Below are 13,113 nucleotides of genomic sequence, written 5' to 3' on the forward strand. Positions count from 1 at the left end.
TTAAATTCTTTATTACTTAGCAGCTTCTAGAGATGCAACATCATTCACAGCTGCGCCGCCTAGCGTCTTAACAATGCGTTTTGTCAGGCCAGTGAGAACTTTACCAGGGCCAAGTTCCAATAGCGTCTCAACACCTTGCTCACTCATCAGTTGCACGCTTTCAGTCCAACGAACTGGGCTGTATAGCTGGCGTACCAGTGCGTCTTTGATTTTCGCTGGGTCCGTTTCTGCTGCGACATCAACGTTGTTAATCACTGGGAACTGAGGTGCGTTAAATTCGATCTCTTCAAGAGCAACCGCTAGCTTGTCAGCCGCAGGCTTCATTAATGCACAGTGTGAAGGCACTGATACAGGTAGAGGAAGTGCACGCTTAGCGCCCGCTTCTTTACAAAGTGCGCCTGCACGTTCTACCGCATCTTTACTACCAGCGATGACTACCTGACCTGGAGAGTTAAAGTTAACTGGTGATACAACGTCACCTTGTGCTGCTTCTTCACACGCTTTCGCAATTGCATCATCGTCTAAACCAATGATTGCGTACATTGCACCTGTGCCAGCTGGCACTGCTTCTTGCATTAGCTGACCACGAAGCTGAACAAGCTTAATCGCTTGTTTAAAGTCAATAACACCCGCACAAACTAGCGCAGAGTATTCACCTAGGCTGTGACCCGCTAGGTTAGCTGGTTGCTCAAGGCCAAGCTCTTGCCACACACGCCAGATAGCAACAGAAGAAGCTAGCAATGCTGGCTGAGTACGGTGCGTTTGATTGAGATCTTCAGCAGGACCATTTTGGACCAATGCCCATAGGTCGTAGCCAAGAGCGTCAGACGCTTCAGCAAATGTTTGTTTAACTACGTCATACTGTTCGCCAAGTTCAGCGAGCATACCTACAGCTTGAGAACCCTGACCTGGAAATACGATAGCAAACTTGCTCATTTTCTTTTCCTTAAAACAAAGTAAGAAAGATGCGACTAAGCACCTTAATCATAAATTTCGTCTGGCTTAGAATTTGACTAAAGCCGAGCCCCATGTGAAGCCGCCACCGAATGCTTCAAGCAACAGTGTCTGGCCACGCTTGATACGCCCATCACGTACGGCTTCATCTAGCGCAGTTGGTACCGTCGCCGCCGACGTGTTGCCGTGTCTATCTAGGGTAATGACCACTTGATCCAGTGACATTGATAACTTTTTGGCCGTAGCAGAAATAATGCGATAGTTCGCCTGATGTGGAACTAACCAGTCTAATTCAGACTTGTGCATGTCATTCGCGGCAAGCGTATCTTTAACCAGCTTAGAAAGCTGAGTCACCGCAACCTTGAACACTTCATTACCTGCCATGTGTAACCACTTGTCAGCGTCTTTACCACGTTCAGGTACTTCAAGGCTGAGTAGCTCACCAAAGCGACCATCTGAATAAATGTGAGTCGAAAGAATGCCTGGTTCTTCGCTCTGCCCTACTACGACTGCACCCGCACCGTCACCAAACAAAATAATGGTTGAACGGTCTGTCGGGTCACAAGTTTTAGAAAGTGCGTCAGAACCAATCACCAGCACATTTTTGCACATGCCCGATTTGATATGTTGATCCGCAACAGACAGAGCATATACAAAACCTGAACATGCCGCTGCTAAGTCAAATGCTGGACAACCTTTTATCTCAAGCTTGGCTTGAACCTGACATGCAGACGATGGGAAGGTATGGCTGCCACTCGTTGTCGCGACAATAATAAGGTCAATATCGTTTTTATCGATACCTGCCATTTCAATCGCATTTTTCGCAGCGATATAACCCATGTCGGCAACTGTCTCGTTCTCAGCAGCAATGCGACGTTCTTTAATACCCGTGCGAGTAACAATCCACTCATCACTAGTATCTACCATTTTCTCTAGGTCTGCGTTAGTACGCACCTGAGATGGCAGGTAGCTGCCAGTACCTAAAATTTTGCTATACATGAAGACTAATAATGCCTCTCGAGTAAAACCGCTTCCAAACGATCGCTAATACGGCTGGGTACTTGTCGTTTGACCTCATGCAGTGCTTCACCAATCGCGTTGATGACTGCGTCTACGTCAGCACTTCCGTGGCTTTTTATGACAATGCCGCGCAATCCTAGCAAACTTGCGCCGTTATACTGGTCGGGGTTCAATGTTTTTAGCTCATTAAATAAGCCAGAAAATAATTTTCTTGCAATCCAACCCTTTAGAGATGAGGTCATCATGCTCGATTTTAACTTATCAATAAATAGCTGAGCTGTGCCTTCACAGGCTTTAAGACAAACATTGCCCACGAAACCATCACAAACAACAACATCTGCGGCATCGTGTAATAGCTGGTTACCTTCAATGTAACCAACAAAATTAACCGAATGAGTCTGAGCGAGCATCTCCGCGCAACGCTTTACAAGGTCATTACCTTTAATTTCCTCGGCGCCGATATTGAGAATCGCGACACGAGGCGCTCGCTGCAAATATTGCTCGGCCAGAGCGCTACCCATGACAGCGAATTGAAACAGTGAATCGGCATCACTTGATACATTCGCCCCTAAATCGAGCATCCAGGTTCGTCCCCCGGAGGCGGTAGGTAACGCAGAGATAAGAGCAGGCCTTTCGATTCCAGGTAACAATTTCAACTTGAAACGAGACAGTGCCATCAAAGCGCCCGTGTTACCACAACTTACGCAAGCGTCTGCTTGATTTTCAGCGACCAATTCAATTGCAGTGGCCATCGACGTGCCGTGGCTATTTCTAAGTGCAAGAGAAGGTTTTTCTGAGTTGGAGATCACTCGGTCAGTATGCTGGATACTCAAACGCGTATCCTGTTTATAACCAAGAGAAGATAATTGAGACGTGATCGCGGTTTGATCACCAATAAGGATCACTTTTAGCTCTGGGAAATGCGACAGTGCCTGCACGGCGGCAGGCACTGTGACGCGAGGACCGAAATCCCCGCCCATTGCATCAAGTGCAACGGTTATATTTTGCAAAGGTCAACCTTACTTGTTGATAACCTTTTTGCCACGGTAGTAACCTTCAGCAGTTACGTTGTGGCGTAGGTGAGTTTCACCTGAAGTTGCGTCTACAGAAAGTGCTGCTGTAGTTAGTGCATCGTGTGAACGACGCATGCCACGCATTGAACGTGATTTCTTGCTCTTTTGTACGGCCATTGACCCTACTCCTATGTAAGTTCTTAAAGAATTACTTCTTTAAGCTTTTTAAAACGTCAAATGGATTCGGTTTCTTTTCTTCCACAATTTCTTCTGGAAGTTTACCAAACACCATATTATCTGAATCAACGCTACAGTCCGCTTCATCGTGCATTGCTATTTGAGGCAAGTTTAGAATGAACTCGTCTTCAACTAACTGTATTAGGTCTATTTCACCGTACTCGTTCAGATCTACCAAATCGTACTCTTCCGGTGCTTCCTCTTCAGTCTTTTCACCGTAATACGGTGTATAAGTGAATTGGACGTCGCACTCATGTGCGAAAACCTCATTACAGCGTTGACACTCTAAGTCGACCACGATGTTAGCTTTACCAGAGATAACAACGAGTCGCTGCTCATCTAAGTCAAATGACATTGACACTTGGGCGTCGCGTTTAACGCCTTCAACTGATTCCTCTAAGCGCTTAAAGAGACTAACTTGAATAATACCTTCAACATCTAGTCGCTTTTGAGCAGCGCGTGACGGATCAATCGTACGCGGTATTTTTACCTTTTGCATAGGGCGCGAATTTTATCTTCCAAATCGTTTAGAGTCAAAGAAAAAGGGCAAAAAGTTGTACTTTTTTTCCTTCTCCTCAAGAGAGCTAGTATCACAACCATAATATAGATTAAGCTCACACTAACCCGCTGTTAGATTGTAAATTAAAATGCAGAATTACCAACTAGTTTTAGCCTCAACATCACCATACCGCCAACAACTGCTCAATAAATTGGCAGTTTCATTTATTACTGCCTCTCCACAATTTGATGAAACACCCTTAGAGCACGAAACACCTATTGAGCTAGTTTCACGCTTAGCCAAAGGAAAAGCAGAGTCATGTCAGGTTGAAGAAACGGCTTTGATCATTGGTAGCGACCAAGTGTGTGTGATTGACGGTCGAATCATTGGTAAACCACTTACCGAGCAAAAAGCGATTGAGCAATTGACACAACAAAGTGGTCAATCGATTCAGTTTTTCACTGGTTTGGCTGTGCACAACAACCTCACCAAGCAGACAGAGGTTAAGGTCGACACCTTTACGGTCCATTTTCGCTCACTAAGCCAACAGCAAATAGAAAGTTACGTGGCTAAAGAGCAACCACTATACTGTGCTGGCAGCTTCAAGAGTGAAGGTTTGGGTATCGCGCTATTCGAGCGACTCGAAGGTAAAGATCCAAACACCTTGGTCGGATTACCATTGATCGACTTGGTCGATATGCTACGCAACCAAGGGTTTGAGGTGCTCTAACGAGCAGTACTTGCTCTTAGACCTGCCAGTGTCTTTTCTAACTTCGGTTCCATCGGCGCATTAATTTCCATCCATTCATCATTAGAAGGGTGCTGAAACTTAATATTCGCCGCATGAAGGAAAAGACGATCTAGCCCTACTTTCGCCGTGTATGCATCAAAACGTCGGTCACCGTATCTGTCGTCCCACGCTATCGGATGACCCGTGTACTGAGTATGCACGCGAATTTGATGGGTACGACCCGTAATAGGGCTTGCTTGTATCAGTGTTGCATCGGCAAACTTCTCGATAATCTTAAATCGAGTTTCTGATGGTTTACCGTTAGGGTTCACTCGCACAATGCTGTTAACTTCATTTTTAAGCAAAGGGGCGTTGACAACCTTACAACTGCTTTTCCACTCACCCATGACTAAAGCGAAGTAATACTTCTGAACGGTCTTTTCACGAAATTGCGCTTGTAAGTGACGTAGCGCTGAACGTTTTTTCGCCACCAACAAGATTCCCGACGTATCTCGGTCAATGCGATGCACCAGTTCAAGAAAACGTGCTTCTGGACGTAACGCCCTTAACGCTTCAATGGCTCCAAACTTTAGACCACTTCCGCCATGCACTGCTGTACCTGAAGGTTTATTTAAAACCAACATATGATCATCTTCATAGATAATCATGTGCTCAAGCTCAGCCACCTTATTTAACTTTGTACTAGGGGCGACTTCATCGGCTTTTTCTTCAACGGTGACTGGTGGAATTCGGATCAGATCCCCAGCTTTCAGCTTATATTCCGCTTTGACACGTTTTTTGTTTACTCGTACCTCTCCCTTACGCAAGATTCGATAAACCATGCTTTTAGGGATACTTTTCAACTGGTTGCGTAAGAAGTTATCAATACGCTGACCCGCCATATCTTCGTCTATGTCGACAAACTGGACTTTTGTTCTTATTTCACTCATCTGATTATTCTATCATTCAAAGTTGCGCAAAATCACATTTTCTTCGCAACATATTGGAAAATGGCTCAACTAATAATGGATGCAAGATCCGCTACGAATAAAAATTCATCGACTTTATTACAATTTCATAAATTAGGCTCAATAAAACCTATAAAACAGATACTTACGGAAAATAAAATCGGCTTTTTTAGCGAATTATTATAAAGCAGATTGCTGACTTTAATGGGTACTGCTATAGTTCACCCCTGCAATAAGTGATTTGGTTGCCTTTTAAACAAACCAACTCATTTTTGAGCAATAATTTGAGTAGCCCGTTAATTTACCAAAATGCAGCACACGGCGTAAGACATTTTTGAAATTAACAATCTTGTCACCCTACTCGTCGCCGATCATGTTGAGTGTTTACCGCCAATAATGCGGCTCACAAGCTAAACGAGAAAGCTTGTGAGACTGAAGTGCCCGAGCGCATCCCTCCAGCCGGGAGGCTGCAAAGATTAAGCCATGGGATCTGGCACCATGAAAGCGATAGCAATGACAAGTAATAAAACAAAGAATGACAACGAGATTTATCAATGAAAAGAATGTTAATTAACGCAACTCAAAAAGAAGAGTTGCGTGTTGCTTTGGTTGATGGTCAGCGCCTTTACGATTTGGATATCGAAAGCCCTGGACATGAATCAAAAAAAGCAAATATCTACAAAGGACGTATCACTCGCATCGAACCTAGCCTTGAAGCGGCTTTCGTTGACTATGGTGCAGAAAGACACGGCTTCCTCCCTCTTAAAGAAATTGCCCGCGAATATTTCCCTGAAGGTTACACCTACCAAGGTCGTCCAAGCATTAAAGAAGTGCTTACTGAAGGCCAAGAAGTAATCGTACAAGTTGAAAAAGAAGAACGCGGTAGCAAGGGCGCAGCTCTTACTACGTTCATCTCGCTTGCGGGTAGCTACCTAGTTCTTATGCCAAATAACCCTCGTGCCGGTGGTATTTCTCGCCGTATCGAAGGTGATGAGCGTACTCAGCTCAAATCAGCACTTAGCACATTAGAACTACCGCAAGGTATGGGCCTAATTGTTCGTACTGCGGGTGTTGGTAAGAGTGCAGAAGAACTTGAGTGGGATTTAAACGTGCTTTTGAACCACTGGGGCGCAATTAAGCAGGCTTCAGATGCAAACGCGGCACCTTTCCTAATCCACCAGGAAAGCAACGTTATTGTTCGAGCGATTCGTGATTACCTACGTCGTGACATTGGCGAAATTCTTATCGATAGCAACACCATTTACGAACGTGCTCTTGAGCACATCCGTTTGGTTCGTCCAGACTTCGTAAATCGTGTTAAGAAATACGATGGTGAAGTTCCGCTGTTTAGTCACTACCAAATTGAGAGCCAAATTGAGTCGGCCTTCCAACGTGAAGTTCGTCTTCCATCGGGTGGTTCAATCGTTATTGACCCAACAGAAGCTCTTACATCTATCGACATTAACTCTGCTCGCGCAACTAAGGGCGGTGATATCGAAGAGACAGCGTTAAACACTAACTTAGAGGCAGCGGAAGAAATTGCACGTCAACTTCGTCTACGCGATCTCGGTGGTCTAGTGGTTATCGACTTTATCGATATGACTCCAGTTCGACACCAGCGTGAAGTAGAGAACCGACTACGCGACTCTGTTCGCATGGATCGTGCACGTGTACAAATAGGCCGAATTTCTCGCTTCGGTTTGTTAGAAATGTCTCGTCAACGTCTTAGCCCTTCGCTAGCAGAAGCAAGTCACCATATTTGCCCTCGCTGTACAGGTACTGGCGTAGTTCGTGACAACGAATCTCTTGCATTGTCTGTTCTTCGTCTGATTGAAGAAGAGGCATTGAAAGACAATACAGCTCAGGTTCTTGCAGTTGTACCTGTGCCTATCGCTTCTTACCTATTAAATGAGAAGCGCCGCTCAGTGAACCACATTGAGCGCATTCAAGACGTTAAAATTACTGTTGTACCAAATTCTGATATGGAAACGCCGCACTTTGACGTGATCCGTATCCGCGAAGGCGAAGAGTTTGATCTTCTCTCTTACCTATTGCCTCAGAAAATCGAAGCAATGAAAGAGGCTGAAGGTAAAGAACCTGCAGAAGTTGATATTAAGCCTAAGAAAATTGAAGAGCCTGCTCTGAAAGGTTTCGCGGCACCAACACAGTCAGCACCTGCTCCTAGCCCAGTAAAAGCGCCTGAGAAGAAAGCAGACAGCGCGGAACAACAAGAGTCACAACCTGGTCTTGTAAGCCGCTTCTTTAAAGCTTTAGGCAGCTTCCTTTTCGGCTCTTCACAAAAAGAGCAGGATCAAGAGAAGCAACAGCAGAACGAGCGTAAAGACGGTAACCGTAACAACCGTAACCGCCGTAATCGCAACGATAACCGTCGTCGCAGCAACCGCGATAACCGCAACGAAAGTCGTAACGAAAACCGTGAAGACAAGCGCGATAATAAGCGTAAGAACACACGTGACGAAGCGAAGAGCGAAGTAAAAGCGAACGAACGTAGTAAGCCGCAACAAAACCGTAAGCCTAAACAGGAACCACGTCGTAACAAGCGTGACGATGTTAAGGCAAGCAAAGTTGCCGAAGAAGGCCTGAAACTGGCGGCTGATGCACAACTTAATGAGAAGCCAGAAGCAGCTAAAGAACGTTCTGAAGAGAAAGCGGCAAAAGTGAAAGAGCGCCGCCAGCGTCGCAAACTTTCTAAGCAAGTTCGTGTTAAAGATCAAGAGGCACAAGCTAAAGCTGACGAAGAAGCAAAACTGATTGCTAGCGATGCTAAAGCAGAGATGTTCGAAGAGGCTGTTGTGGAAGCTGAAGCAGAAGAGTCTGCTGAGCAACCAAAACAACGTCGTAACCGTCGTTCACCTCGTCACTTACGTGCTAGTGGACAACGTCGCCGTCGCGGTCGTGACCGTCGTCCTAACCCATTCCGTTTACGTAAGGGTGGCGTAGCCTCTCCTGAGATGGCGATGGGTAAAGTGATGCCAAGCTACGGTATTATTAAGCCAGCACCTAAACAGGCGAAGGCTGATAAAGTTGAGGCTCCTGTGGTTGAAGCGGTTGTCGTTGAAACAGCAACGAGCACTTTAGGTGGTTTCGCTTGCCCAGAAATGGCAATGGGCAAAGTGATCATTCGCCGTGAAGAACCAGTGATTGTTGAAGCGCAACAAGCTGTGGTTACTGAAGTGGCTGATGAAGCTCCAGCGGTTGAAAACGAAATCGTTGAAGTTGCAGTGGTTGAAGTTGAAACAGTTGAGGTTGAGGCGGTTGAGGCGGTTGAAACGGCTCCAGTAGCTGAGGTTGTAGAGCAATCTGAACCTACTGTTATTCAAGCTGAGCCAGTTATCGAAGTCACAACTTCTGAAATCTTGGTACCTCAAGGCTTTAAAGGTCACGCAAGTGCTCCTATGGCAAAAGCCCCAGGCAACAAAGAGATGAAAGAGATCACTGTAGTCTCAGCTCCGCTTAAAGAAGACCGTTACCAGTCTCGTGGCGCAGGCAGCCAAGTTGCTACAAACCAAGCTGGCGCAGTAATGACCAAACCTCAGTTTTAGTCATCACTGATCTGTTGATAAACAGCCTCTAGTTAGAGGCTGTTTTTTTTATCTCTTGCAAACTTCAATGTAAGCAAACACCTACAATGAAACTGATTAAGCGATTTGCATCTATTGATCACAAATATGGTTCAATACTGGCTCCAATCTTGAACTTAATCACACTTTTCGGTAGCATTCGCCGACTCGACCTGAATCTATACTCTACGTAATTAACCACCGAGAGTATTTCATTTAGTCACTCTGCTCTTTTACATTGCATTTTGCCCAGTGACGACTAAATACAATTCAGACTACTTATAACCACTTAGCCAAACTGAGCAAACATGTTTGAATTCCCACAATTTTCAAAACACTCTGTAAAAAATGATGTTTTATCAGGTTTAACCGTTGCACTTGCCTTGGTTCCTGAAGCCGTCGCATTCGCTTTTGTCGCGGGTGTTGACCCAATGGTCGGATTATACGCCGCTTTCATCGTTGGCCTAATCACCTCAATTTTTGGCGGTCGTCCAGGAATGATCTCTGGTGCAACAGGCGCGATGGCCGTTGTTATGGTCTCTCTGGTTGCGTCACACGGCGTACAATACCTCTTCGCCGCTATCTTGCTCGCAGGTATCCTACAGATTGCTGCTGGTCTATTTAAACTCGGCAAATTCATTCGTATCGTGCCACATCCTGTTATGATCGGTTTCGTTAATGGTTTGGCGATTGTGATCTTCTTAGCTCAGCTTGGTCAATTTAAAGCACCGGACATCAATGGTATGCTGACTTGGTTACCACAAGACCAGATGATGTTGATGCTTGGTCTCGTTGCGCTTACGATGGCTATCATTCATTTCTTACCTAAGTTCACAACTGCCGTCCCTTCATCACTGGTGGCTATCGTGACGGTAAGTGCTCTAGTTATTGGCTTAGATCTGGAAACACGTACCGTTGTTGACTTCTTACGCACTATGTCAGGGGACGAAGCCGCAACGCTAGCAGGTTCATTACCGACTTTCTCGATCCCTGCAGTACCGTTGACATTTGAGACGCTGCAAATCATCTTGCCATACGCCATCATTCTTGCGGCTATCGGCCTGATTGAATCTCTGCTTACACTAACAGTACTTGATGAGATGACGAACAGTCGTGGCCAGTCTAACCGCGAATGTATCGGTCAAGGTATGGCAAACATGACCTGTTCCGTATTTGGGGCAATGGGTGGTTGTGCGATGATTGGTCAATCAATGATCAACGTAAACTCAGGTGGCCGTGGTCGCCTGTCGGGTATCGTCGCGGCAGTTGCACTGCTGATGTTCATCCTATTTGCTTCCGCGCTGATCGAAATGATTCCACTCGCGGCACTTGTTGGTGTGATGTTCATGGTGGTTATCGGCACATTTGAATGGGCAACCTTTAAACTCGCTCGTCGTGTACCTAAGCAAGATTTCTTTGTTATTGTATTGGTAACCGTCGTTACTGTACTCACTGACCTTGCTATCGCTGTCTTTGTCGGTGTGATTGCGTCCGCTCTGATGTTTGCTTGGCAGCACGCTAAACACATTTACGCCGATACCTGCATTAACGAGGAAGGCTCAAAAGAGTACAAGATCCACGGTCCAGTATTCTTTGGCTCAGTGGCTAATTTCCTAGAAATTTTCGATGCAATCAAAGACCCTAGCGATGTTATTGTCGATTTCGCCGATTCACGCGTCACTGACCATTCTGCTATCGAAGCGATTGAAACCCTTGCAGAGCGCTATTCTGCTCAAGGTAAGACATTACATCTGCGCCATTTAAGCCCTGACTGCCGTAAACTGCTCCACAAGGCGGGTAGTCTGGTCGAAATTAACGTCAAAGAAGACCCAAGCTACAAGGTCGCCACTGACGTGCTTGCGGGCTAATCCGCTCACATATGCAAAGGGCTTCCAAATGGAAGCCCTTTTCTTTGTTATATCGTTAGACTTATACAGGGGTCTACACCGAAACCGCCAAAATTTCCGAACTGACAGTCCTTTGATCTGCCCCTTTGAGCGACATCGCTATATGAGTAGATTGGCTATCGGTGAGTTTAGCCAACTGACTGACGAGTTTACAGTTGCTGCTTACTTTAAGTGTAGCAATAATTAGGGGGAACATAGCGAACCCAATTTGGCTGACACCAGATTTTAAGCACCCTTCAATTTAAGCCCCACTTGGGGCTTAAATGTTAGTTGTATCATTTAGAATTAATTGCCGTCCCAAGCAGATTTTGTAGCGGCGTTAATGAGGACTTCTCGGTTTTCTTTACTCTGAGGTGGCTCTGAATCACCAAAAATAGCTGCGATCCAATGACCATCGGTTGGATTAGGAAAAAGAATGTACTTGCTACCGTATAGCTCTTTATCTTGTTCCATTTTAGCTATACGACCATCTACATCACCTTTGATGTAGTATTTACGCTTAAAGTCATTCAAGTTATCGCCAAGAAAGACAATGACGTTATAGTCTTTTAAAATTTCTTTCTGACGCGTTTCTTTGTTGGATGTGTCCATGAGTACAGTCAGATGAGAGTCGTCTTTCAAAGGGAATCCCATTGCCAGAATATTTTGTTTGGCTAGCTCCCATGTCGGAGCTCCTTGATTGCGTGAAGTGACATAGAATATATCGACATTTTTGCTATTCACATATTCAAGAAAATCACTTGCTCCAAACGATGGGATCATACCATTAGTTGGAACCCATTCATCCCAAATTGGATCTTCGAAGAAATCCTTGTTGTGTTTTATTAAGTGTCCCCAATATTCAAGAGGAAGTACCAGAGTATCATCAAGATCTGTCACAATAGCTAAAGGTTTGTCTCCTTTTTTGTGTTCCGAAAGTGCTTTGTCAATGTGCATTTTCGCCACGTTGAACCCTTGATAATAGAGTGCTCGATATTCTGCGGCTGTTTGTTTCCAAGCAACAGCATAGCCTAGTAAGTTATTTTCATTAGTCGTTTCGGCAGCGGAAGATAGATTTGAAAGTAAAGCCGCTAAGGTAGCTATACTAACGGTAGTAATGTTTTTCATTAGTTTTTTCATTGTCAAGTTCAATCCTTTTGTGTAAACAACGGCATTATTAAACATGATGCTTACTAATTTGAAGTAACGTTCGACATGCTCGCAAGCATAAGCAATTGATCTGTTATCAACAAACTCAACGGACAACCCCTAGGCAAAAGGTCACATAATCGACAATTGAGGAAAATTCGCCTATTTGCCCATTTGTTTTTTTGACGGGATCAATAAATGGGCAAAAAAGCCAGCTACGGACAAAGTTAGCAATGAACACACTGGCACGACCTTGGGCAAGGGTCCAAAGACTCGACGCCTTTAAAGCTAATTGACGATTAAACCAACTCAATGCGTTGCTTTAATGTACATTAAATGTATTCCCGTTGGAGTTATTCTTGTCAAATCTCGGCTGTACACATAGCCATATTTCTCTAACAAGTCGATAGAGTGATATGTCCATCCCGCAGCAAAAGCCACGCCAGCTAATGCAAAATAAAGACTAATTTTGTTGGCTAATTGCATCGCTCTTTGAGAGTAAAGCTCATTAATCTTCTTTCCATATAAAAGTGCTTTAGGGGTCATAACTAAAAAACAACCTAATGCCCCTAAAAAACCAATCGGAACCCATAGAGTAATAACCGAGACTTGTACTGTCTCGGTTCGATTCAGTAGATCAAGATAATCTCTATAAACTCCATAAGACGGATACCCCCAACAAAGCAAACCAAAACAAATAACAAAGACACCAGCCAAACGTAATTTAATCTTGTGTGACATCCTCAAGCATCCTTATTATCTCATTCGAAATTGTGTATTCACCCCACGCCCATTCAATGAATACATATGTAACTGTAACAAAAAACGCACCTGCTAGGACAGGTGAACCTATAGCTGCGGTAGCAAACAAAACAACTTCACCAATAGCGGTCTGGAGCATAAATTTGAACATATCAGCTCCAACATTCCCAAACCAGTTCACAAGGTGATAATCATCCTTGAACACTAAATCACTAGTTGCAATACTCGCCGACACGGCAAACGTTAAGACTCCTGCCCCTTTAAAATTCGCGGCTCTTGATTTTGGGCTAAAGCCAGCTTGCATTGCTTTAAAT

The 13,113-nt window shown here is 44.7% G+C and carries 11 protein-coding genes and 1 pseudogene; 3 read left to right on the top strand and 9 right to left on the bottom strand.

The window, feature by feature from the left end:
- Positions 1–12 precede the first annotated feature (12 nt).
- The 5 genes from fabD to yceD all read right to left on the bottom strand — a co-directional run bounded on the left by fabD (position 13) and on the right by yceD (position 3,723).
- Positions 13–936, bottom strand: coding sequence for an ACP S-malonyltransferase (fabD, locus tag ACQEXR_RS04050; protein ID WP_269376033.1), 924 nt, complete (start codon positions 934–936; stop codon positions 13–15).
- Positions 937–1,002: 66 nt separating this feature from the next.
- Positions 1,003–1,953, bottom strand: a complete 951-nt coding sequence (locus ACQEXR_RS04055) for a beta-ketoacyl-ACP synthase III (RefSeq protein ID WP_138970792.1) — start codon at positions 1,951–1,953, stop codon at positions 1,003–1,005.
- A 5-nt stretch (positions 1,954–1,958) separates the two neighbouring features.
- Complete coding sequence (plsX, locus tag ACQEXR_RS04060; RefSeq protein ID WP_138970791.1) at positions 1,959–2,984, bottom strand: phosphate acyltransferase PlsX; 1,026 nt, start codon at positions 2,982–2,984, stop codon at positions 1,959–1,961.
- 9 nt (positions 2,985–2,993) lie between these two features.
- Entirely contained in the window at positions 2,994–3,164 is a 171-nt protein-coding gene (gene rpmF / locus ACQEXR_RS04065; RefSeq protein ID WP_004414666.1) for a 50S ribosomal protein L32, read from the bottom strand.
- 31 nt (positions 3,165–3,195) lie between these two features.
- Positions 3,196–3,723: a 23S rRNA accumulation protein YceD gene (yceD, locus tag ACQEXR_RS04070; protein ID WP_138970790.1), complete on the bottom strand. Its 528-nt coding sequence runs from the start codon at positions 3,721–3,723 to the stop codon at positions 3,196–3,198.
- A 148-nt stretch (positions 3,724–3,871) separates the two neighbouring features.
- On the opposite strand from yceD, the gene ACQEXR_RS04075 reads away from it, so the two are divergent.
- A complete protein-coding gene (locus ACQEXR_RS04075) occupies positions 3,872–4,453 on the top strand; it encodes a Maf family protein (RefSeq protein WP_427019790.1) in 582 nt (193 codons plus the stop codon).
- Here ACQEXR_RS04075 and rluC read toward each other — a convergent pair.
- Positions 4,450–5,403: a 23S rRNA pseudouridine(955/2504/2580) synthase RluC gene (gene rluC / locus ACQEXR_RS04080; protein ID WP_427019791.1), complete on the bottom strand. Its 954-nt coding sequence runs from the start codon at positions 5,401–5,403 to the stop codon at positions 4,450–4,452. The two genes, ACQEXR_RS04075 and rluC, sit on opposite strands and share 4 nt — an antisense overlap.
- A gap of 572 nt (positions 5,404–5,975) precedes the next feature.
- Here rluC and rne point away from each other — a divergent pair.
- A complete protein-coding gene (gene rne / locus ACQEXR_RS04085) occupies positions 5,976–8,984 on the top strand; it encodes a ribonuclease E (RefSeq protein ID WP_427019792.1) in 3,009 nt (1,002 codons plus the stop codon).
- A 326-nt stretch (positions 8,985–9,310) separates the two neighbouring features.
- Positions 9,311–10,870 carry a SulP family inorganic anion transporter gene (locus tag ACQEXR_RS04090; RefSeq protein WP_427019793.1) on the top strand — a complete coding sequence of 520 codons (1,560 nt, stop codon included), beginning with the start codon at positions 9,311–9,313 and terminating at the stop codon, positions 10,868–10,870.
- A 324-nt stretch (positions 10,871–11,194) separates the two neighbouring features.
- Here ACQEXR_RS04090 and ACQEXR_RS04095 read toward each other — a convergent pair whose 3' ends face one another.
- The 3 genes and pseudogenes from ACQEXR_RS04095 to ACQEXR_RS04105 all read right to left on the bottom strand — a co-directional run.
- Positions 11,195–12,073 (bottom strand): 5'-nucleotidase, lipoprotein e(P4) family, encoded by an 879-nt coding sequence (locus tag ACQEXR_RS04095; RefSeq protein WP_427019794.1) that lies wholly within the window; start codon positions 12,071–12,073, stop codon positions 11,195–11,197.
- Between the two features lie 273 nt (positions 12,074–12,346).
- Positions 12,347–12,778, bottom strand: coding sequence for a hypothetical protein (locus ACQEXR_RS04100; RefSeq protein WP_427019795.1), 432 nt, complete (start codon positions 12,776–12,778; stop codon positions 12,347–12,349).
- Positions 12,762–13,113 (bottom strand): annotated as a pseudogene (locus ACQEXR_RS04105) (hypothetical protein); the annotation flags it as partial. The pseudogene ACQEXR_RS04105 and the gene ACQEXR_RS04100, both read right to left, overlap by 17 nt.

The sequence above is a fragment of the Vibrio sp. TRT 2004 genome (assembly GCF_050113735.1).
Taxonomy (GTDB): Bacteria; Pseudomonadota; Gammaproteobacteria; order Enterobacterales; family Vibrionaceae; genus Vibrio.

Bases quoted from the DNA above. Each gene is read 5' to 3' on its own strand.
- fabD (WP_269376033.1), bottom strand. From the start codon at position 936: ATGAGCAAGTTTGCTATCGTATTTCCAGGTCAGGGTTCTCAAGCTGTA.
- ACQEXR_RS04055 (WP_138970792.1), bottom strand. From the start codon at position 1,953: ATGTATAGCAAAATTTTAGGTACTGGCAGCTACCTGCCATCTCAGGTG.
- rpmF (WP_004414666.1), bottom strand. From the start codon at position 3,164: ATGGCCGTACAAAAGAGCAAGAAATCACGTTCAATGCGTGGCATGCGT.
- yceD (WP_138970790.1), bottom strand. From the start codon at position 3,723: ATGCAAAAGGTAAAAATACCGCGTACGATTGATCCGTCACGCGCTGCT.
- ACQEXR_RS04075 (WP_427019790.1), top strand. From the start codon at position 3,872: ATGCAGAATTACCAACTAGTTTTAGCCTCAACATCACCATACCGCCAA.
- rluC (WP_427019791.1), bottom strand. From the start codon at position 5,403: ATGAGTGAAATAAGAACAAAAGTCCAGTTTGTCGACATAGACGAAGAT.
- rne (WP_427019792.1), top strand. From the start codon at position 5,976: ATGAAAAGAATGTTAATTAACGCAACTCAAAAAGAAGAGTTGCGTGTT.
- ACQEXR_RS04090 (WP_427019793.1), top strand. From the start codon at position 9,311: ATGTTTGAATTCCCACAATTTTCAAAACACTCTGTAAAAAATGATGTT.
- ACQEXR_RS04095 (WP_427019794.1), bottom strand. From the start codon at position 12,073: ATGTTTAATAATGCCGTTGTTTACACAAAAGGATTGAACTTGACAATG.
- ACQEXR_RS04100 (WP_427019795.1), bottom strand. From the start codon at position 12,778: ATGTCACACAAGATTAAATTACGTTTGGCTGGTGTCTTTGTTATTTGT.